Annotated in this window: 24 protein-coding genes; 1 reads left to right on the forward strand and 23 read right to left on the reverse strand. The window is 70.1% G+C overall.

Translation table 11 applies throughout. From position 1 onward, the window contains the following. Positions 1-79: 79 nt before the first annotated feature. A complete protein-coding gene (locus ACZ4Z3_RS33990) occupies positions 80-838 on the forward strand; it encodes a GntR family transcriptional regulator (protein ID WP_468504653.1) in 759 nt (252 codons plus the stop codon). A 67-nt stretch (positions 839-905) separates the two neighbouring features. Here ACZ4Z3_RS33990 and ACZ4Z3_RS33995 read toward each other — a convergent pair whose 3' ends face one another. The 23 genes from ACZ4Z3_RS33995 to ACZ4Z3_RS34105 form a co-directional block, all read right to left on the reverse strand. Then, on the reverse strand, positions 906-1658 hold the full coding sequence (locus ACZ4Z3_RS33995; RefSeq protein WP_468504654.1) for a phage antirepressor KilAC domain-containing protein: 753 nt from the start codon (positions 1656-1658) through the stop codon (positions 906-908). Between the two features lie 449 nt (positions 1659-2107). Then, entirely contained in the window at positions 2108-2470 is a 363-nt protein-coding gene (locus ACZ4Z3_RS34000; protein ID WP_468504655.1) for a hypothetical protein, read from the reverse strand. Next, entirely contained in the window at positions 2467-2907 is a 441-nt protein-coding gene (locus ACZ4Z3_RS34005) for a hypothetical protein (RefSeq protein WP_468504656.1), read from the reverse strand. The genes ACZ4Z3_RS34000 and ACZ4Z3_RS34005 overlap by 4 nt, the downstream gene beginning before the upstream one ends. Further along, complete coding sequence (locus ACZ4Z3_RS34010) at positions 2907-3158, reverse strand: hypothetical protein (RefSeq protein ID WP_468504657.1); 252 nt, start codon at positions 3156-3158, stop codon at positions 2907-2909. Before ACZ4Z3_RS34010 ends, ACZ4Z3_RS34005 begins: the two co-directional genes overlap by 1 nt. Before the next feature lie 9 nt (positions 3159-3167). Then, the gene (locus ACZ4Z3_RS34015) at positions 3168-3905 is read right to left on the reverse strand and encodes a LysM peptidoglycan-binding domain-containing protein (protein WP_468504658.1); all 738 of its coding nucleotides are present in this window, start codon (positions 3903-3905) and stop codon (positions 3168-3170) included. A 77-nt stretch (positions 3906-3982) separates the two neighbouring features. Next, the gene (locus tag ACZ4Z3_RS34020) at positions 3983-4513 is read right to left on the reverse strand and encodes a hypothetical protein (RefSeq protein ID WP_468504659.1); all 531 of its coding nucleotides are present in this window, start codon (positions 4511-4513) and stop codon (positions 3983-3985) included. 12 nt (positions 4514-4525) lie between these two features. Further along, positions 4526-7717: an alkaline phosphatase D family protein gene (locus tag ACZ4Z3_RS34025; RefSeq protein ID WP_468504660.1), complete on the reverse strand. Its 3192-nt coding sequence runs from the start codon at positions 7715-7717 to the stop codon at positions 4526-4528. Position 7718: 1 nt separating this feature from the next. Further along, on the reverse strand, positions 7719-9077 hold the full coding sequence (locus ACZ4Z3_RS34030; protein ID WP_468504661.1) for a hypothetical protein: 1359 nt from the start codon (positions 9075-9077) through the stop codon (positions 7719-7721). A 16-nt stretch (positions 9078-9093) separates the two neighbouring features. Then, positions 9094-11388, reverse strand: a complete 2295-nt coding sequence (locus tag ACZ4Z3_RS34035; protein WP_468504662.1) for a phage tail tape measure protein — start codon at positions 11386-11388, stop codon at positions 9094-9096. Positions 11389-11400: 12 nt separating this feature from the next. After that, entirely contained in the window at positions 11401-11529 is a 129-nt protein-coding gene (locus ACZ4Z3_RS34040; protein ID WP_468504663.1) for a hypothetical protein, read from the reverse strand. 23 nt (positions 11530-11552) lie between these two features. Then, a complete protein-coding gene (locus tag ACZ4Z3_RS34045; protein WP_468504664.1) occupies positions 11553-11942 on the reverse strand; it encodes a hypothetical protein in 390 nt (129 codons plus the stop codon). Between the two features lie 11 nt (positions 11943-11953). Further along, positions 11954-12490 carry a hypothetical protein gene (locus ACZ4Z3_RS34050; protein WP_468504665.1) on the reverse strand — a complete coding sequence of 179 codons (537 nt, stop codon included), beginning with the start codon at positions 12488-12490 and terminating at the stop codon, positions 11954-11956. Continuing rightward, positions 12490-12900, reverse strand: coding sequence for a phage tail tube protein (locus ACZ4Z3_RS34055; protein WP_468504666.1), 411 nt, complete (start codon positions 12898-12900; stop codon positions 12490-12492). Before ACZ4Z3_RS34055 ends, ACZ4Z3_RS34050 begins: the two co-directional genes overlap by 1 nt. 64 nt (positions 12901-12964) lie before the next feature. Further along, positions 12965-13702: a hypothetical protein gene (locus ACZ4Z3_RS34060; RefSeq protein WP_468504667.1), complete on the reverse strand. Its 738-nt coding sequence runs from the start codon at positions 13700-13702 to the stop codon at positions 12965-12967. Position 13703: 1 nt separating this feature from the next. Continuing rightward, positions 13704-13907 (reverse strand): hypothetical protein, encoded by a 204-nt coding sequence (locus ACZ4Z3_RS34065; protein WP_468504668.1) that lies wholly within the window; start codon positions 13905-13907, stop codon positions 13704-13706. Continuing rightward, the gene (locus tag ACZ4Z3_RS34070; protein ID WP_468504669.1) at positions 13907-14356 is read right to left on the reverse strand and encodes a hypothetical protein; all 450 of its coding nucleotides are present in this window, start codon (positions 14354-14356) and stop codon (positions 13907-13909) included. The genes ACZ4Z3_RS34065 and ACZ4Z3_RS34070 overlap by 1 nt, the downstream gene beginning before the upstream one ends. A 14-nt stretch (positions 14357-14370) precedes the next feature. Beyond that, positions 14371-14973, reverse strand: coding sequence for a phage gp6-like head-tail connector protein (locus ACZ4Z3_RS34075; RefSeq protein WP_468504670.1), 603 nt, complete (start codon positions 14971-14973; stop codon positions 14371-14373). Positions 14974-14980: 7 nt separating this feature from the next. After that, positions 14981-15268 (reverse strand): hypothetical protein, encoded by a 288-nt coding sequence (locus tag ACZ4Z3_RS34080; RefSeq protein WP_468504671.1) that lies wholly within the window; start codon positions 15266-15268, stop codon positions 14981-14983. Between the two features lie 11 nt (positions 15269-15279). Continuing rightward, positions 15280-15666, reverse strand: coding sequence for a hypothetical protein (locus tag ACZ4Z3_RS34085; protein WP_468504672.1), 387 nt, complete (start codon positions 15664-15666; stop codon positions 15280-15282). A gap of 74 nt (positions 15667-15740) precedes the next feature. Further along, complete coding sequence (locus tag ACZ4Z3_RS34090; RefSeq protein ID WP_468504673.1) at positions 15741-17162, reverse strand: phage major capsid family protein; 1422 nt, start codon at positions 17160-17162, stop codon at positions 15741-15743. Positions 17163-17295: 133 nt separating this feature from the next. Next, positions 17296-18099 (reverse strand): HK97 family phage prohead protease, encoded by an 804-nt coding sequence (locus ACZ4Z3_RS34095; RefSeq protein WP_237313497.1) that lies wholly within the window; start codon positions 18097-18099, stop codon positions 17296-17298. Continuing rightward, the gene (locus ACZ4Z3_RS34100) at positions 18099-19271 is read right to left on the reverse strand and encodes a phage portal protein (protein WP_468504674.1); all 1173 of its coding nucleotides are present in this window, start codon (positions 19269-19271) and stop codon (positions 18099-18101) included. The genes ACZ4Z3_RS34095 and ACZ4Z3_RS34100 overlap by 1 nt, the downstream gene beginning before the upstream one ends. Continuing rightward, positions 19268-19447: a hypothetical protein gene (locus ACZ4Z3_RS34105; RefSeq protein ID WP_237313495.1), complete on the reverse strand. Its 180-nt coding sequence runs from the start codon at positions 19445-19447 to the stop codon at positions 19268-19270. Before ACZ4Z3_RS34105 ends, ACZ4Z3_RS34100 begins: the two co-directional genes overlap by 4 nt. Between the last annotated feature and the right edge of the window lie 8 nt (positions 19448-19455).

Here is a 19455-nt window from a genome sequence, read left to right on the forward strand (position 1 = left end):
CGAGATTGGCGCCGGTCAAGCGGGACGGGAGAGTATGTGTACTCAGATTGACTCGATCATTCGAAGTGGGGGTGTCTCGGTGGCACAGCCCGAGTGCCTGCGAATCGCCGCCGACCTGCGGCGACGCATCTCCTCCGGCGAGTACGGACCAGGCGACCAGATCCCCACACTCCCCGCCCTGTGCCGCGAGTACGGCGGCGTCTCCGAGACCACCATCCGCAACGCGCTCCGCCTCCTCGCCAACGAGGGGCTCATCGAGACCCGCGCCAGGGCCGGCACCCGCGTGCGGCCCCGGCCGCCCGTGCACCGCATGGCCGCCGACCGCTACCGGTCCACGCCCGGCGCCAAGTCCACGCCGTACACCCGCGACCAGGGCATCGGGTGGAGCGAGTACCGCCTCGACAAGCGGTTCGAGAAGGTGCAGGCGGACGCCGAACTCGCGGCCCTCTTCGAGTGCGAGGCGGGTGAGCGGCTCCTCGCCCGGCACTTCGTGTTCTACGACAACGACCAGCCCACCCAGATGTCGACGTCCTACGTGCGCTGGTCGGACGTGGCGGGCACGCCGGTGTCGGATCCGATCAACGAGCCGTGGCCGGGCGGGACTCGGGCCCAGATGGCGAGCATCGGACTGCGGGTCACCCGGATCACAGAGTCGTTCACCGCGGGTATGCCGACCGAGCTGGAGGCGGCGACGCTACGGATCGGCGCCGGCGTGCCGGTGCTGCGGTACACCCGCAGGCACATCGCCGACACGGGCCGGATCGTCGAGGTGGCCCACCCGATCGTGCGCCGCGGCGACACCACCATCGTCGACTTCGTCATCGACCTCGACGAATAGCAGTCCCCGGGCATGACGATGCGCCCCCTCCTGCCCAGAATGGTTGGAGGGGGCGCATACGTGGTGCTCAGGCGGCAGGAAGTGCCGCGCCACCCACGCCCAGCTTGTCGGCGAGCCAGTCCATGCCCTTCGGCGTGAAGAAGGTCTGCTCGACCATCTTGTAGCCGGCCTGTACGAACTTGACCTCGGCGCGCCCCTTCTGGATGTGGATCTCGTAGGGGATCCGCGGGTTCTGCACCTGAAGGAAGCGAAGGTCGTCCTCGCGGAGGCGGTCCATGAACTTCGTGCGCCCGAGTCCACCAGTGACCTTGTGGAACGCCTTGGCGGCGGCACCCATGTCGATGAGTCCGTCCGCGTTGCAGAACGCGTCCCACTTGCCAGCCTTCGGCTTCGCTACGGCCAGTTCCTGCTTAGTGGTGACGAGCTCCTGGGCGGCGGCGAGGTACTGCTGGGCGAGGACAAGGACACCCTCAGGGCTGGACACGTCCGGCTTGGCAGCGAGCTCGGCCTCGCGGGTCTTCACGGCGAAGTACGTCTTCGCTGCGGCGACCTCCGGCTTAGACGGGTCGGCGTTGAGCGCTACCTGGTACGCGCCGAAGCGGGTCAGTCGGTAGTCACTGACCTCCTGGCGCCCCCAGCGCCCGCCAGTGATCACTTTACGGGCGCCCGTAAAGTGATCAAGTGGATCCATCCCGCTGTTCGTGATGGCCGTCTGCGCCTTGCCGATGGCCTTCTCGAACTCCTGCCACTTGCTGTACCCCATGAGGATCTGGAGGTCGCGGGCGGACCACCGTTCCTGTCCGTGGTGGTCCAGATGCATGATCCGGTCGAAAGGACTAGACCCCCCACTGGATTCAGCGGGCAGGCCTGCGTTACCGTGCGGTTGTGCCATGGAGCTGCATCCTCCTGGTCTTTGCCCTCCGCAGGGTCATCACCCCTGCGCGAGGGCACAAATCTGTCACCTACGAATCGAAGGCGACGCTGCCTCAGTCAGGCTACGACACGGCGTCGACAACTCGAGTCATCCCTGATCGGCACTGGGTGCCGGGCGGGAAAAGCGGCACCTTAGATTCCGAGGCGGCCACCCTGATCTGACGCGGTGTCGGGTGATCTGGGCCGTGGCACCGCGTGCCGTCCACGTCTCCCACTTGTGTACCTGCTGTGACGGACCTCTCGGCGGGGGCGGGGAGCACTCAGGGGGCGCGCGCTGGGCAGCGACAAGCGCCCCCTGCCCGGCCCGTGATGGACCGTGCAGGGGGCGCGCCGTTGTCACACTCCGGTTCGGTTGTACTCGTCGACGAGCGGGTGGGCGGGCTCGGGCTCTATGCCGGAGCGGTGCATCTGCTGGGACCACCGGTCCGTCGTCCAGGCGAATGCGCGGAGCACCGCCTCCAGCCGCGACATCTTTCCGCGCAAAGATCCGTTCTCCTCGTCGACCCGCTTCACCGTCGCCTCCAGCACGGCGAGGGAAGCCTGCTGCTGCGAGGGCGCTGCATTCGCGCGGGCCGCCGCCTCCGTCGCCGCTGCGGTCGCGCGGGCAGCGTCGCGGGTGGCGCGGGCGACGAACCAGCCGCCACCGCCGAGGACACTCCCGGCCGCGGCTATGAGCCCCGCCCATTCGCCGACGTTCATCCGGCCTCGCCTTTCCGGGCGAGCCTCGGCGCTGGGGGGACCGAATGCTCGGGCACCCAGGCCGCCCACATGATGACCCCGATGTGCGAGGTCGCGTACCAGACGGCGACGAACCCGCCGCGTGAGTAGTCGCCGCTGAAGACGGCGACGGTGTAGGCGGCCGCCCACACGGTGGGGGGAATGAGGGCGGCCAGGAACCCGAACCAGTCGCGGCCGATCCGGAGGAACGCCGAGACGGTGGTGATCAGGCCACACACGATCCAGAGCCACGACCAGTGGCGGAGGCTGCAGAACTGGGTGAGGAACTCCAGGCCGATGGCGGGCGGCGGGTCGACGAGGAAGCTCGCGCCCCAGCAGGTCTTGCCCACACCGAGGATCAGGAGGAAGACGCCGCGGCGGCCCAGCTTCTCGGTGAGCCGCCGGGCCGCCGAGCGCATCACACGCCCTTGGCGAGGGACGCCGAGTTCACCACGTCCCGCCAGCGCGCGACGAGCCCCTTCACAAGGGCCAGTACGGCGCCGACCCCGCCGGCCCCGGCGGCGTACCACATGCTGCCGTCGAGGGGCTGGGTGACGACGACTCCCGCGATGAACGACTGGAGGAACGTGGACAGGACGCGCTCCAGCAGGTCGCGGCCGTAGGTGCGCGCGGTCTTGATGACGGTCTGGGTGGAGGGGAATGCGGACATGCCGCTACCTCACTTCTTGGGGAGCTTGAGGGTCTGGCCCGGCGTGATGTCGTCGGGGTTCTTGAGGGCGTTGAGGTCGGCGATCTCGCGCCAGCGGTTGCCGTCGCCGAGCTTGCTCGCGGCGATCGACCAGAGGGTGTCGCCCTTGGCGACGGTGTAGGTGGTGGTCGGCGCGAGTCGGTTGTGGATCCGGGCGCGCATCGAGGCCATGGTGAAGCCGCGCGGGTCGACCTTTCCGGGCTGCCATTCGAGGTGGCCAATGACGCTGCGCTCGGTCCAGCCGTGGTGGCGGCAGATCGCGGCCGACACCTTCTCGATCGCGGTCAGTTGCACTTCGGGCCACGGGTCCTCGCCGTCGCCGAGGTTCTCGCACTCGAAGCCGTAGAAGTGCCGGTTGCCGTCGGTGTCCGCCTCGTTGTCGGCGGGCAGCGCCTTCTCGGCGATGACGGCCTGGAGCACGTCGCCGTCGCCGCTGCCGGCGTGGTTGGCGCGGCCGTAGCCAACGAGGTGGACGCGGCCGTCCTTGGTGATGACGCCGTGGCACAGCGGGCCGGGCAGCGAGGTGTACCCGTCGCGGCAGATCCCCACGGTGCGGGCACTGCCCTTGGTCACGGTGTGATGGATCATCACCCCGTGGACCGGGCCCCACGGGCCCTTGTGGTTGCGGTTGTGGTCCTCCCAGTCGCCGACCTCGACGACCGTCAGCCCCTCGGCGCGCAGTACCGCGGCGAACCGAGCGGCAGTCATGGGTGGTGCCATGGGCCCCTCCAGACATGAGAAAGGCCCCGGCCAGGCAGGCTCGGGGCGGTACGGGTGGGCGGCGGTCAGGCGATGCGCATGTAAACCATGCGGGTCTGGTTGCCGCCGCGGAGGATGGTTTGGTTGGCGTGCGAGACGGCCTGCGCGAACTGCAACGTCACGCTGCTGGTGGTGCCGTCGGTGGTGAACGTCCCGACGTCGTAAGCCGAGTGGAAGTTCGCCGGCGGCGAGGCCGCGTCGGAGCCGCCCGCCAGGCGGCCAGTCGTGTTGGCCGGGCGCCGGAAGTTCACGGACTGCGGGGTGTTCGCGGTGCCGCTCGCGCCGGGGCTGGAGATGGACTGGGTGAACGAGCAGAAGGTGGCCCCGGCGGCGAGCCAGCTCCACCGGAACCCGGAGTTGATCGTCGCCGAGTAGGAGATCCACAGCCAGTACAGGTAGGTCGCGTTCGGCTCCGGCGTGAACGCGATCTCCGAGTTGATGACCACGGTCGACGAGGTGACCGTCTGGTCGTTCTCCTGCTGGACCAGCTTCGGGTGGCGCGCGTTGGCAGCGTCCGCGATCATGACCTGGCCCGCGAACCACTGGGGAATCGACATGGCTGGGTCCTCCTACAGGGCGGCGGGCGCGGGCCGGGCGAGCGAGATCGGGGCGCCCGCGGCGTGGCTCTTGACGACGGTGTTGATGCTGCGCTGCACGGTCATCACCTGGGGGAAGACCTCGACGTCGTCGAAGCTGAAGGTGATCGGCAGGGCGTTGGTGTTGGTGGTCGGCACGAACGACCCGCATCCGACGGCGCCGGTGGCGAGGCTGGTATCGGTCGCCGAGACCTCCCAGTCCACCGGTTCCACGCCGCCCGCCGGCCAGGCTTTCGCCCGCACGGTGGTGCCCTCGATCTGGAGGCGCACGCGGTACGTGGCGCCCGCAGTGAAGGGCAGCGTGTGCGGGGCGGTCGCGAGGAGCGTCTCGGCGGGCAGCCTCTTGCGGAGGGTCAGCTGCACGGTGCTCGTGGTGGCGGCCGTCAGTCTGGCGAAGTAGTACGAGCCGACGCCGATGTTGGCGCGGGCCAGGACGAATGCGGACAGGCCGTCGCCGGTGGGCACGACCGGGATGGTGATGCTGGCCCGCACCTCGACGTCGGCCAGCGACAGTGCGTTGAGCGTCGTGTACCGGAAGACGTTCCGGCTGGGGTGCGAGTGCCGGCCGACGCTGCCGTTGACGTCGTAGTCGGCGTTCGTGCCCCCGGAGTTGGACCAGGCGCCGCCCACTGTCGCGCTGCCCCAGCCGTTCGAGACCGACCGTCCGAACTGGTCCAGCCCGCTCGGCGTGCACGCGGTGCAGCGCACCACCTCCCCGCCCACCTTCAGGTCGAAGGGGAACTGGGCGGGCAGCAGGGCGGTGATGCCGGTGGACTGGATCCACGGCGCCCGGTCCCGTATGCCGTCGGGCGGGGTGTGCACGACGAAGCTCGTGGCCGAGGAGTTCACCGCGGAGACCAGATGGGAGCTGCCGGTGTCGTAGCGGTTGGGCCGGTCGGGGCCCGCGCTCTTGCCGGTGGCGGTCACCTCCTTCACGGCGATCGCGTCCGCGTACCAGACCGCTGACGCGGCCGGTGTGCCCCCGTGGATGGCCCTCGCCTTGAGGCGGGTGGCGTTCGCCGGAGCGGTCACCACCGCAGTCATGAGCGTCCACACCCCTGCGGCCAGCGCCGGTTGTGCAGGCCCGGAGGAGGACAGGAACGTACCGGCCTCGTCGTGCCAGTGCACGGCCGGGCGGACGTCGGCCATGCCGCCCGCGGCGTAGGCCCACATCGAGACGCGGTACTGCGTGCCGGGCACGATGGTGCTCGTCGCGGTGATCGGGCCGACGGCGCCGCCCGTGGCGGTCACCCCGTCGGGGGTGATCCGGCACGACCAGGACCCGCCGAACGGCGGCACGCCGGGCGCCGCGATCCGGGCGACGGCCGCGCCGCCCTCCCCGGTGAAGGACTCCAGGTCGGTCTCGAAGCCAACGCTCACGAGGGTCGCAGGTTCGACGAGGTGGGCGACCAGCCACGGCGTGCCGGGCGAGGCGTTGAGGTCGACGTCCAGGTGGTTGGGGTGGCCGATGCGTTCGGTGCCGCCCTCGGCGACGATCTCGATGGTGTCGGGGGCCTGCTCCGGCGGCGGGTCGGAGATGGTCAGCCGGTCGCCCACGTACAGGCCGGCGACCTGGTCGACGAGGTCGGGGTTGCGGGCGAGGTCGATCCGGACGACGGGGTAGCGGTCCTCGTCGACGGTGGACAGGGCGACGCGCCACGAGGCTTGGTCGGGCAGCTGGGCGTCGTCGGCGACGTTGACCTCCACGCCCTCGTCGTACTCGCCCACCGCGTCGGCGTCGGTGGCCGGGTCGCCGGTGTTGTACGGGCCGGTGGTTTTGGCGTAGGTGTACTCGCCGCCGTCGGTGCGGCGGGCGGTGACGAGGTTGCGGATCTTCTGGTCGTCGTCGGTCGGGGTGAACGGCTCGCTGATGTGGCCGCCGCCGTGGGACAGGGCGATGACCGGGTTGCCGACGTGGAGGTAGGCGGTGTGCTGCATGAGCACGGTGCCGTCGTGGTAGCCGGTGCCGGTCAGGGCGATGGTGTGCCCGTTGTCCTGGACGCGCATGGTGCCGTACTGGCGGCGGCCGGCCACGGAGCCGATGTCGTACTCCGGGCCGGTCGACCAGGCGCCCGCGTCCATGCCCGCGAACATGAACATGGGGAACCTGCCGTAGCCGTTGGCGGGGCCCGAGCAGATCGAGACGGCGTGCATGTCGGCGGTCATGAGGATCATCCGGTCGAGCCATCCGGTGTCGCCGAACAGCTCGACCATCTCGGCCCGCTCGTAGGCGAAGTCGGTCCAGGTGTCGTCGCTGCCGACCCAGCGGGACGGCGTCTGCCACACCAGGGCCTCGGCCCCGTTGCCGCGGGCCGTCGACAGCAGCGCCTCCATCCACGCCTTCTGGGCCGTGCCCAGCATCGTCTTGGCGGGGGTGAGCGGGTCGCTGTTGGGGTCCCGGAACGAGCGGACGTCAGAGGCGACGTAGAGGACGCGGCCCACCTGCCAGCTCTGGTAGATCCCGGTCGTCCCGCCGGGCAGCGGGTAGTGCGGCACCCACTCGCGGTAGACCTGGTTCGCCGCAGGGTTGGACGCGCTCGTCCTGTCCGAGTTGTTGGCGCCGAAGTCGTGGTCGTCCCACACGTAGGTCGAGGCGAGGGAGCGGAGGAACTGGCCCTGGCGGGCGGCGGGGTTGATGGCCCCGCCATAGTTCATCGTCTCGGCGTAGGCGCTGCGGAACGAGGCCGGCGTGTTCGTCGAGATGTTCTTGTAGTGCAGGTCCCCCAGGTGACTGAACCAGGTCCATCCCTCGACCGCGGCCTGGACGCGCATGGTGTCGAACACGAAGCCGTTGGAGACGCCGCTGGTGACAGTGCCCTCGTCGCCGTCGCCCGTCAGCCCCGCATCGCCCGCCGCGCCGAAGATGTAGCTCGCCCGCTCCCCGGCCGCCACGGGGTGCGTGCGGAACGTGGCCTTGAAGGACGTGTTGAGGGCGCCGTCGTTGACGACCACCCAGTACGCCGTGTTCGGGGTGAGGCCGGTGACATTCCAGACGATGACGTTGTCGGCGCCCGGCGAGACGGGGCCGAGAGTCACCGCCCCGGTCATGGCCTCGTTGTCGGCGACCAGCAGCGTGCTCGCGGTGGCCGCCGCCAGCTTCGCCTTGACGACCGCGCTCGTGTGGGTCGTCGCGCCGGTCCACACCGAGGCTACGTCGAGGGCCATGTCACATCCCTTGGTTGTACTTCGAGCGGCAGGTGCGGTACGCGAGACCGCCGCCGCGCGCTTCGTGGATCACGCCGCCGTCGACGTCGGCCGCGGACTGCAACAGGTCGAGGAACGAGCCCGACTTCTGCGGGCCCATCGGCAAGGACTGGTCGAGGTTGCCGTTCACGGTGAGCGGCACGCCCTGCTCGATGCACAGGCGCTCGATGCGCCGCCCGGCCAACTCCCGGTCATAGCCCTCGGCGGCCCGCCACGTCGCGGCCGCGGACGGCGGCGAGGCGCCCCAGTAGGTGATGTGCCCGAGCGACATGGGCTCGGCCATGGACGCGAACGCGCCCCACCGGTAGCGGAAGCGGGTGACCGGCCGGTGCGGCACGGCGTGCGTGCCGCTGGCGACGGTGGCGCCGTCGACGGCGAGGGCCCAGGCCGTCGAGCCGCCGCTCGCCGTGGTCGTCAGCCGGAGCATGTGCAGGCCGTCGTCGAAGATGCCCGGGCTGGCGACCGTGGTCAGTGTCGTGAGCGACGACGTGGTCTCGCCCATCGACAGCACGCGCAGCTCGACGTCGTTGCTCACGCGGTCGGTGACCACGAGCCACCCCAGGATCGGGTCGGCGTCCGTGGCCTGCCCGCTGTCGAAGACGGTGAAGTCGTCCTCGGTCCCGCCGGCCCCGGCCCGGTAGTGGTCGACCGTCCACGAGGTCAGCGTCATCGGCGCGACCTTGACGGTGAGGTTGCCCTCGGTGCTGGCGGGCAGCTGCACCACTGGATCGAGCCACGGCGCCAGCGATCCCTTCCCCCAGTCCGGCTGTCCCTGGTAGAAGCTGCCCGCGGTGCCGATGGCGCGGATCGGCTGGGAGCCGACGACGATCTCGGATCCCTCGCGGGCCCGCTCGCCGTCGGTCAGTGGCCAGTACCGCAGCGGGCCGAGCGACTGGACGTGACGGCGCAGCGGGTCCTTCAGCGCCTTCTTGCCCTGGACCAGGCGGCGGCGGACGCCGTTGGCCTGGACGGTGGTGGTGACGTCCTTGCCGGAGGGGTCCCAGCGGGTGGGCCAGCTGGAGATGTGTCCCTCGAACCGCTCCCACAGCACGCCCGTAGGGCTGGTGAAGTCGATGCGGACCGGGGTGTTCAGTCCGAGCATCCCGTAGTAGGGGCCGTCCGGCTTGCGCCGGGAGTACTTGCCGCTCCGGTTGTTCAGGGTGAGCGGACACTTCGTGGTGTCGGCGGTCGCCGCCCAGTCCTGCCGTCCCCAGGTGATGACGATCTGGTCGCGGTTGTAGACGTCGGCGGTGATGTCCACCCACGCCCCGCCGAGGAACAGCGCGATGGTGACGACGAGCGGCGTCTGCGGGAATGCCACGACCGCACCTCCCTCCTCAACTGCCGAGCGCGGCTTGCACGTCGCCGCCGCCGTCGATCGCGACGATCTCCCGGATCAACCGCTTCACGGACTCGGGCCCCTCCAGCCGGACCACCAGAGTCCAGCGCCCGCCCGCTCCGGCGGCGGCCCCGGCCATCGGCGCGAAGCCCGTGCCGAGGGGTGAGGCGGGCACAGCCAGCTGCGGGTCGACGAGTCCGCGCATCGTGTCGTCGAGGACGCCGCGGTTGTCCTCGGCGCCCTGGGCAATACCCGGTGGAAGCCAGTGGCCGACCGCGTCCGCCATCAGCTTCGAGGGGGAGCCGATGTCCAGGAAGCTCGTGGCGGCACCGACCACGCGTTCCCGAACGAAGCTGCCGACCTTGTCCCACAGCCAGCCGCCGAGCGAGGAGATTCCGTTCCACAGGCCGGTCACCACGTCGCGGCCCTTCTGGTACAGCAGGCTGCGCAGAGAGCCGATACCTGAGGCGATGCGGCCCGGGATGCGGCTCACCCACACGATGAAGTCGGCGGCCTTGGTCACGGCCGCGTCCTTGAAGCGCTGCCACCCGCTGCTGGCCGCGCTTGCGAGGCGGCTGCCGAGGCTGGACAGGGCGGTGACCGTGCGACCGGGCAGGGCCTGCACGGTGCCGGTCCAGGCGTCCCACTGACGGCTGACGGGGCCGGAGACGTACCGGCTCCACAGGCCGGAGAACCAGTTGCCGATGGCGGAGCCGACCACGCTGAAGACCTGGCCGGCCTCGCTCGCCTTGGTGCTGACCCAGCCGGTGAAGGACTGCCACCACTCGGGCAGCTTCTCGTTCAGGATCGAACCCAGCTTCGACACGAAACCGGCGACGATCAGGAAGGCGGTCGCGCCGAGCGCTCCGGCCACCAGCATGGGCAGCGCGACGAGCGCCAGCGTCAGGGCCCCCGCGATCACGGCGATCTTGAAGACCTTCTCTGGGTTCGCGGTCACGTACTCGGCGATGGTCTGCCCGAACCCGATCAGCGCGTCGACCGCTTTCGGCGCGAACTCCACGATCTTCTGGACCAGGCGCTGACCGAGGGTCTGGAAGAACGCGACGACCCGGTCCACGCCCTCGGCGCCGCCCGCCCCGGCCTCGTCCCAGATGCTGCCGAACACATCCTGGAACCGGGCCTTGAAGTCGAGGATCCCGGGGATCGCGGTATCACCGAGGAACTCGACGACGTTCTGCTGCACCGAGCGGCGGAAGGCTTCGACTTGGGTGCCCGCGTTGTCCCGCAGCGTGTCGCCCGTCCGCTTGGCCGCGCCCTTGAAGTCGTCCATGGATCCGCTGGCGCCCTTCAGGGACTCCAGGAAGTCGGGGATGTCCTTGACGTTCAGGTCTTCCAGCGGGGTACCGAACAGGGCGATCGCCGCGTTGGCCTGGTCGGCTGGGTCCTCGATGCCGAGCAGGCCGTCGATGATCTTCTGGGTGGCGCCCTTGGCGGTGTCGCCGCCCGCGAGGATGGCGTTGGCCATCTCCTTCGCGTCCAGGCCGATCGTCTTGTAGGCGTCCTGGCTGGAGGTCGACATGTCGGTGGACAGGATCGTGAATTCCTTGATCGCGTCACCGGCTTTGTCGATGCCGAACTCGCCCTTCTTCGCCCCGTCGACGAGGACCGCGAAGGCTTCCTCGCCGCTGAACCCGAGGGTCTTGAAGAACTGGCCGTACTCGTCGGCCGCGTCCAGGACGCCCTCGCGCAGGTGGGCGGGCACCTTGGACGCGGCGGCCGTCATCAGGTCGAACGCTTCGGTGGCGTCCTCGGCGAGCCCCGCGTGGATCGCTACGCCCGCGCTCTGGGCGGCACGGGTGACGTCGATGTCGAATGCCTCGGCGAAGTTGAGTGCCTCGGCCGTCGCGTCCTTGAGTTCGCCGGCGGATGCGTCCGACATGCCCTCGATCGACGACATGACGGAGCCGACCGCGGTGTTGACCGTCTCGAAGCTGTCGCCGTAGGCCTCGGCGAACAGATCGCCGGCCACGCCGCCGACCCGCTCGGACTCGGCCTTGGTCAGGTCCAGTTGTGCGGCCAGCTTGCTGGACAGGCGGGACTGGTCGAGGGCCTCGGCGAACCCGGCGGCGACGATCGCCCCGACGGCGACCATCGCCGTGGCCACGCCTGCCTTCAGGTTCTCGCCGAACCCGGCGCCCGCCGTGGCGCCGCCCTGCTCGACGTCGGCCGCCATCGCCGCCGACTCCTGCTCGACCGTCTGCCGCGCGTCCCGCATTCCCTCGCTGGTGTCGTCCCGCGTGGACAGGGCGAAGACGAGACTGGTGTCCGACATGAGCCCCCCTCTCTACCGCCTGGACTTGGCCTTGTCGGCGGCCTCTTGCATCCGCTCGGTGTACGCCTCCAGCCAGTTGAGGAGGTGGTCTGTCTCCTCGACGGTCAGCAGGTCCCAGTCGCGGGGGGTCATGTGCAGCACGTGGGCGGCGTTGCCGAGGTTCCTCAGACGGCGAAGGGCAGCCGGGCTTTTCCCTCGTCCTCCGGCGCGGTCTCGCGCTGGGCCAGCATTCCCTCGATCATCTGCTCGCTGCCGCCCTTCTCCCGCATGCGGGCCACGGCCAGGTCGATCTCGCCCTTGGTCATCTCGACCTCCAGCTCGTCCCAGCAGAAGTCGACGTCGTCGAAGCGCAGCGTCGGGTGCTGCCTCTTCAGCAGGACGTGCAGCAGCGCCCGACGGCACAGGGCGTTGCCCTTCAGCACGCCCATGGCGAAGTCGCTGAACGGCTTACTCGTGCGCTCCTCCAGCGCCTCACGTTCGGCCGACAGCAGCTTGTTCGGGTTGTAGTCGAAGACCTGCGGCTCGCCGTCTTCGGGGGTGTACGTGACCTTCAAGATGACCGCCTTCAGGAAGTGCCGTTGCTGCCGGACCGTGACGCGATCCGGTTGACCATGTCGGCCAGCGCGGATTTCACGGCGTGCTCGTAGGTGTTGTGCTGGCCCTCGAAGGCGCGGTCGAACCAGCGGACCTTGCCGGTCTGCTGGACCCACACCTCGCGGTTGCCGTAGACCGGGTGCCGCCACCCGCTCGCCCTGTTGGTGCGCTTGGCCGCGTTGGCGAAGCCGCGCACGTTCGGCGTCTTGAACGCCTTGATCTTCGCGCCGGGGAACCGGCCGGAGATCCGGACCTCGGGCCGGATCTTCCGGGCGATCGACGACTTCAGCGCCGGGCCGCCGTGCGGTGTCGCGGACCCCATCGACATGATGTTGCTCTTGGCCTGGACGGCTCCCGGCTTGAGCGCCTCGCGCATGTTGCGCGTCAGCTCCTTGCGCAGCTCCTTGCCGTCCTCCTCGGCGCGCAGTGCGCGGGAGATGTTCCGCAGGTTCTGCGGGGTGAGCCGCAGATTGAGCGAGCCCGTCGACGAGCGGCCCGAGCCGGACATCAGGCCGTCGCCCTTGTCACCGCGCCGCTCGTCGGGAACTCCTGCGACACGGTGGCCTCGTCACCGACCGACCCCGTCAGCGGCGACCAGCCGTTGATCAGGACGCTGCCGGTGTACTTCGGGTTGGACGTGCCGACGACGGCCTGGTCCGCCCGCACCTCGAACGGCACGACCGTCCCGAGGAGCGGCCACATGATGGCGTCGAGTTCGGCGGCGGTGAAGGACTGGAGGAACTCGACCGCCAGGCCGGCCGACTTGATGCCGCCGAGCACTTCCTTCCACCCGGCGCTGGCGTAGTTCGTGACGTCCTTCTCCTCCACCTCGACCGTCAACTCGGCCTTGCGGGTGTAGGCGTTCAGGACGTTGGCGTTGATGGACAGGTACTCCGCGGTCAGGACCATCTTGGGCATGGCGAAGGGCCCTCCTTTCAGGGCATGGCGAAGGGCCCGCGCGCGGGCCGGGGATGAGCGGGGCCTACTGGATGCCGAGCCCGCCGGTGAACAGGAACGACGGCGTGGTCCCGGTGATCGTCCACGCCATGCGCCACCACATGTCGGTGATGGCTGTGCCGTCGGTGCGCAGGATCTGCCCGCCGATCGCGGTGGCCGCGTCGAACGTCAGCCGGGTGGTGGCCGAGGAGAACCCGGAGTTGTCGTCGGACTCGACGCGCGCGGTGATCGAGGGCGTAGTGCCCGCCACCGACAGCACGTGCAGCGTGGCGTACAGGCGTCGGCCGGCGGCGACGGCCCCGAGGTTCAGGCCGGTGCCCGTGCCGGTCGCGGTGCGGGCGGTGCCGGGCGGGTGCGCGAACTGCCCGCGCGCCACCGGCCAGCTGCCCTTCGCGGTGCCGGTCCACGGGGCGATCTCACCGACCGCCTCGCCGAGCTTGTACTCGGAGCGCAGGGCGTTGACGAGGTAGGCCAGGTCCCCGACGGCGGCCGCGTTGTTCGCGCTGACCGACCACGGGCCGACGCCGCCCAGCTGCGACCACGACGCATCGTCGACCTTGGACGGATCGCCCGCCTCCCACTGCCCCTCCCCGGACAGCTCCGACGAGGCGAGCCCTCCCATGACTTCGCCCCAACCCTGCGAGGCGTAGTTCGTGGCGTCCTTCTCCTCGACCTCCGCCGACAGTTCGATCTTGTTGCTGTTGCCGGTCAGGTCGACGCCGACGGCGAAGCAGCGGACGTTGGTCAGTACGGTCTTCGCCACGTCACCCCTCCCCCTCGTCTCGCGACCGGCCGCGGCGCTTCGGCTTCGCCTCGGGATCCGGCTCGGTGACTTCCTCGGCGACGCCGGCCGCGACCAGGTGCGCGGCCTGGTTGGTGGGGAGGTCGATCTCCTCGCCCTCGTCCGGCCACGGCACCCCGTTGATCATGGCTCCGTCCGGCTGCTGCTGGGTGATGCGGATCTTCATCAGATGTCTCCCGGTCCGATGACCTTGATGATCAGCTCGGCGCCCACGTAGGTGGTGCCCTCATGCTCGTACCAGCGGTAGCCCTGCACGCGTTGCAGGTGCAGGTCATCGGCGAGACCGTCCAGCGCCATCTCGCCAGGCGCCCCGCGCGCCACCTCGATGGCGGCCTTCAGGGACGCGGGCCCGCTGCCGGACAGCAGCCCGTCGAGGATGAGCTGGGAAGTGCGGTCGTCCGACCGGCCGATGAGCGCGCGGCAGGTGAACAGCAGCTCGTCCAGCTTGCGGCCCATGGCGCGGTCGTAGTTGACCTCGACCTCGGCCACGAAGAAGCAGGGTGCGGCGACAGCGTCGGGTACGTAGCCGGTGCACGTCAGCTTCCCCGTGCCGGGGGGTAGGGTCACCGCGCGGGCAGCGTCGGCGATCTTGTTGCGGATCGGAGAGATCTGCACGGGCGCCCCTTCCCCTATCCGAAGCCGGGCAGGATGTAGGGCTCAAGCAGCGCCCACACATCGGGGTCGCGGCGCGACAGTCGCACGACTCCCCACTCCGCCGAGCCGAGGATCCCTTCCGGGCTGTTCTTCCGCTTGTGCAGGCGGGTGGCCTGGATGTACGTGGCCTCGGTGATGTCGGGCGGGACGGCCGGCCAGCCGAAGCGGGTGGTGACCCGCACGCGGGTTGTGCTCCCTCGCGACCAGGTGCTGTTCGGCAGGAGCAGACCGGTGACCGGGCGGCCGTCGGCGAGCGCGTTGTCCGGCGTCGTCTCGTACCCGGTGACCGCCGTCCACGGTCCGCCGGCCGGTCCGGTCTCCACGACCAGTCCGGCGACGTTGCCGATGTCGTCGACCAGCAGGGTCTCGCCGTCGGCGTCGCACACCACGCGCCCGCGCGGACGGTAGGTGCGCGCCACCGGCGCGGGGTCCAGCCAGAACCTGCGACCGCACGTCAGGTTGATGCTGCCGGAAGCGGCGGCCCGCGCGCTCTCCAGGTCCGCGTCCTGGCTGGTGTCGTCGGCCGCCAGCCCCGCCCGCCGCCGCAGCGTAGGCAGATCGCCGTACTCGTTCGCCACGGCGCACTCAGTCGCCCGGCGCCGGGGCCGGCTGCCCGGTCGACGGGTCGGCGGGCGGCTTGCCTGCGGCCGTCTTCTTCGCCGCGGTCTTCTTCGCCGGGGGCTTGCCCGCGTCGGCGGTCCGCTTGGGCTCGGCGGTGCGGCCCTCGGGTCCGTCGTTCTCGTCCGGGTCGCCGGAGTAGCCGTGGTGCTCCAGCTGCTCGTCGACCTGGCGCACGCGGTCGTCGAGCCCGCGCCGGACGTAGCCCTCGCGCTCGCGCAACAGCGCGGCGATCATCCGTTGGTTCTTGGCCATGTGGCCCCTCCTCAGAAGACCGTGAGGTCCGCGGTGTTCGTGACGTTGGTGTTCGCCGAGTACGTCAGCCGCAGGTACCGCCACGGCTGGTGTGCCCGCAGGATCTTGCGGGTGGTCGTGGCCGTGGTGATGGCGAACGTGGCCACGCTGCCCGTGTCGGGGGTGGCGGTCTCGGCGTAGGAGACGGCGAACCAGGACGCCCCGTCAGCGCTGCCCTCGATCGCGTAGGTACAGGTCGGCGTCGCACCGACGGTGGTGGTGATCGTGAGCAGCGCCGGGCGTTCGGTCGCGGCGCCGCGGTCGACGATGTTCGTCGAGGCGCCGTCGCCGGTCTGCGCGTTCGACAGGCGGGCGGTGTTCGGGTACCGCTCGCCGCCGAGCGCCGGAATGGTCGACATCGTGCGGGCCTCCCGTCTGTGCGGTGGCGGACCGCGCGGCCCGGGGAGTCGGCCGGGCCGCGCGGTGGGGACGGTCAGAAGGCGGGCGTGATGAGGCCCGTGCCGCCGACCTTCTGCATGCCGTTCGCGTAGCGCTGGAACGTGTACGCGAAGTAGCTGTAGGCCACGAGCACGACGCCGAGGGACGCGGCGGCGGCCTGCTCGGCGCGGATGAACATGGGCGCGCCCTCGTCCTCCCACAGGTGGCACTCCGCCCGGGGGACGACGTAGACCTCGTCCTCGTTCGTGCCGGCGCCGAGGTTTGTCGCGATGTTGTTGTCGACGATGACCACCAGGCCGGACGGCAGCACGCCCCGCGGGCCGGACGCGTAGCTGCTGTTCGGGTCGCCTACAGCTCCGGCCTGTGTGGGGATCCCCTGGAAGTTGACCAGGGGCCAGGTGTTCGACATCTGACTGGACAGCCAGTACCAGCGGCGCGAGTGCATGACGGCGTGGGTCGGCGCGCCCATGGCGAGCATGTTCGCCTCCACTCCAGCCGCCGCCCCGAGGATCTTCGGGTACAGCTCAGCACCGGTGGGGGTCGCGTCGGTGTAGGCGTTGGCCTGCGCCACGTTGGTCAGGCCGGTGCTGGCCTCGTTCAGCAACGTGTTGTCCAGGTTGGTGGCGACCCGGTTGAACAGGTCCTGGAAGGCCACGTCCTCGATGCCCGTGCCCCGGTCGATCGCCTGCCGGGACACCGTCTGCTGGCCGGCCGCCGTCTTCACGGGCACCGACAGCAGAGTGTCGTCCATGTTCTGCTCGGAAACGGCCGAGTTCTGCGAGGCCTGGAGGCCAGCCGACGAGGGAGTGGTGATCCGGGAGATCTCGATGGACATGCCCGATTCCGGCAGCGGGTGCGGGTTGCAGACGTCCGCGAACGGGCGCAGCGCCGCAGTAGCCGGGGCGTACATGTCGGTCAGGTACTGCGGGACCGTCAGGCCCGTGAACGCACCCGTGCCGACGGCGCGCTGGAGGTACTCGGCGCGCTCAACGCGCTCCTCCTGCATGTGCCGGGCAAGACGACCCGCGGCCTCGACGTCCTGGTGCGAGAACTGCCGGGCGATGTCCATCAGGAAGCCCTTGCCCAGCGGGTCCTGGTCCTTGCGGTACGTCCGCTCTTCCCGACCAACGCGGGCGACCTGGTCATAGGAGGGCTTGCGGGTCTGGGTCTCGCGGGACTCCTTCTGCTTCGCCTCCCGCTCCATCTCCTCGGCCTTGATCTTGTTGGCGTTCGCCAGCTTGTTCTCGATACCGGCGATGTCGTTCTTCGCCTGGTCCCGCGCGGCGAACAGCTCGGCCACGCGCTGGTCTTCCTCGGCGCTGAGGTTCGAGCGGCCGTCCTGCTGTGCCTTGTCGAGGATCAGCTGGATCTCGGCGCCGCACTTCTTCTGCCGCTTGTGCGCGGCCTCCAGTTCGACCTCGATCGAGGCGATCAGGTCGTCGATGGTTCCGGGCATGGGTGTGTCCCTCCGTACAGATGGGGTCGTGGTGGGTGCAGCAACAGCGGGCCACGGCCCACCCGGGTCATCTGCCGGGCGGCACAGGCGGTCGCCTCCGGGCGTCTGCCGGAGAGCGTGCTGTGTCAGGTGATCAGTCCTCGCCCTGCTCGACGAGCAGCTGAGTGCGGAGCATGGAGATCGACCGCCCGGTGGCGGCCGGTGCCGTCGCCCGCGTCGGCGCCGGCATCTGCGGCGCGGGCACGGGGGCGGTGGTCAGGTCGGAGCGCTGGGCCAGGCGGGCGTATGCCTCGCGGGCCACGAGCGCAGGCAGGTTGGGGATGAGGTCGAGGAACTCGCCGCTCCTCGCCGCGATGGACGTGTGCGGGTTGGCGCCGTAGGTGACGGGCCCGACGTCGCCGCGCTCCAGGTCGAACTCCTGGATGCGGTACTCGGTGTAGTCCGGGGACCACTGGCCCGAGGTGATGCGGAACATGAACGACTGCTCGCGCACGTCCTCGTCCTCGATGGCCTGGACGAGCAGCTGCACGTCCGACCGCTTGGGGTTCAGCCACGCGCGCTGGCCCAGGCCGTGCTCGTCCGCCCACAGCTGGAGGCGGCTGTTGCGCGTCGAGGCCATCGGCGTCCCGGCGTGGTTGAAGCGGAACACCACCTCGGGATCGGCGGCCAGCGTCTTGTCCGCGGCCCCCTTGGAGACGATCTCGGTGTAGGGCCCGAACATGTCCCACATCTCGTAGCCCTGCTCGAACGCCGAGGCGTAGCCCTCGACCTCGTACCAGTCCATGTCGTCGCGCGTCACCTTCTTGGCGCGCAGCTGCGACGTGAACCGGATCTCGGGGGACTCGGGCCGGTCACGGGGAACGGCCATTGAGGTGGAGCCCGCCGCGCCGGCGCGGGCCTGGGCAGCCTGCTGCCGCAGGGTCGCCATGTCGGTCATCAGGAGGTTCCTCCTTGCGGGGTCGCGGTGGTGGGCTGCGCCTGGGCGCCCTTGCCGAACAGCCGGTCGAACTCGGCCAGCTGGTCCTCGGTGAAGGGCATGCGGTCATACAGGGCGCGGGCCTCAGACGGCGCGATCATTCGGCCGTCGATCTGTGTCTTGAGGACGGCGGCCTGCGTCTGCGGGTCCATCCGCAACAGGGCGTTCGTGTTCAGCTTCACGAACCGCGGCCGGGAGGTGAGACGGCTCAGCGCGTCCTCCCGCCGCTTCACCGCCGGGCCCAGCGACATGACCAGGAACTGAAGGTTGCGCTGGGTCATGTTGGCGTAGGTCACCGAGCTGCCGGACACGGCCGCGTCGATCAGGTCCGACGGACAGTCGAAGTAGCGGGCGATGTCGCCGATGCTGGCCTGCTTCGCCGCGATCCAGTCGGCGCCCGCATGCTCGGCCTGGATCATCTCGTAGTCCCAGTCGTTGCCGGTGACGAACAGGTCCCGGTTCATCACGGCCGCCTTGAACCGCTGCTTCGCGCCGTCGGCCTGCTCGGGCGACAACTGCTTCGCGGTGTTCTTCAGGTGCGCGTTCGGGATGGCCCCACCGGAGAACCAGTCCAGGGCGAACTGCTGGATCGACAGGTACTCGCTGATCGACCACGCCGCATACGCCACCGGCGACAGCCCGACCGGCAGGCCGGCCACGGTGTACTGCTTCTCGTGCCAGACCTCTTCGGGCTGGTAGATCTTGCCGCCGATCCGGTACGTCTTCTTGCCCTTGCGCATCCGCACGGCGACGTCGCCGATCGGCGCCAGCTCGATCCGGGCCGGGAAGCCGAGCCCGTCCTTCGCGGTGATCAGGCCGACGGTGTTGCCCGCCCGGTCGAGGTCGAACTGACTGGAGTACATCCACTCGGGCATCTCCACCTCGTCGCCCCCAGGGGTGACGAGGACGGGCGGCTTGGGCACCTCCACCTGGATCCCGTCGACCCTGCGGTACACGTCGACCGGCATGGTGCTGATCAGGTTGGCGCGGAGCCGCAGGCACGCCCACACGGCGCTGTGCCGAAGCGCCGTCTCGTTCGTCACCGCCGCGCTCCCGCCCGACGTGCCGGGCCGGGGCGGGATCATCTGGTCGGCGGTCTGGCCCACATGGTCGCGGCGACGGAACAGGCTCACGTCTCACCGCCCTTGCGCCGGGGCGGTCGCGCGGCCAGCGCGGAGCCGAGGAGGACCACGCCGCCGCTGACGGCGAGCGCCGCCCACCCCATCACCAGGTACGCACCGGCGCCCGCACCAGCAGCCACCAGCAGCAGCCCCGTGACGTCGAGCGCGGTCGTCATCAACTCGCGCACCGGACCCC

Source organism: Streptomyces sp. NPDC030296 (genome assembly GCF_055572815.1).

Coding starts and splice junctions, on each gene's coding strand:
- ACZ4Z3_RS34015 (WP_468504658.1), bottom strand. CDS start 3,905: ATGACTGCCGCTCGGTTCGCCGCGGTACTGCGCGCCGAGGGGCTGACG.
- ACZ4Z3_RS33995 (WP_468504654.1), bottom strand. CDS start 1,658: ATGCATCTGGACCACCACGGACAGGAACGGTGGTCCGCCCGCGACCTC.
- ACZ4Z3_RS34080 (WP_468504671.1), bottom strand. CDS start 15,268: ATGGCCAAGAACCAACGGATGATCGCCGCGCTGTTGCGCGAGCGCGAG.
- ACZ4Z3_RS34085 (WP_468504672.1), bottom strand. CDS start 15,666: ATGTCGACCATTCCGGCGCTCGGCGGCGAGCGGTACCCGAACACCGCC.
- ACZ4Z3_RS34025 (WP_468504660.1), bottom strand. CDS start 7,717: ATGGCCCTCGACGTAGCCTCGGTGTGGACCGGCGCGACGACCCACACG.
- ACZ4Z3_RS34095 (WP_237313497.1), bottom strand. CDS start 18,099: ATGACCGACATGGCGACCCTGCGGCAGCAGGCTGCCCAGGCCCGCGCC.
- ACZ4Z3_RS34050 (WP_468504665.1), bottom strand. CDS start 12,490: ATGTCCGGCTCGGGCCGCTCGTCGACGGGCTCGCTCAATCTGCGGCTC.
- ACZ4Z3_RS34065 (WP_468504668.1), bottom strand. CDS start 13,907: ATGAAGATCCGCATCACCCAGCAGCAGCCGGACGGAGCCATGATCAAC.
- ACZ4Z3_RS34090 (WP_468504673.1), bottom strand. CDS start 17,162: ATGCCCGGAACCATCGACGACCTGATCGCCTCGATCGAGGTCGAACTG.
- ACZ4Z3_RS34005 (WP_468504656.1), bottom strand. CDS start 2,907: ATGCGCTCGGCGGCCCGGCGGCTCACCGAGAAGCTGGGCCGCCGCGGC.
- ACZ4Z3_RS34035 (WP_468504662.1), bottom strand. CDS start 11,388: ATGTCGGACACCAGTCTCGTCTTCGCCCTGTCCACGCGGGACGACACC.
- ACZ4Z3_RS34020 (WP_468504659.1), bottom strand. CDS start 4,513: ATGTCGATTCCCCAGTGGTTCGCGGGCCAGGTCATGATCGCGGACGCT.
- ACZ4Z3_RS34010 (WP_468504657.1), bottom strand. CDS start 3,158: ATGTCCGCATTCCCCTCCACCCAGACCGTCATCAAGACCGCGCGCACC.
- ACZ4Z3_RS34000 (WP_468504655.1), bottom strand. CDS start 2,470: ATGAACGTCGGCGAATGGGCGGGGCTCATAGCCGCGGCCGGGAGTGTC.
- ACZ4Z3_RS34055 (WP_468504666.1), bottom strand. CDS start 12,900: ATGCCCAAGATGGTCCTGACCGCGGAGTACCTGTCCATCAACGCCAAC.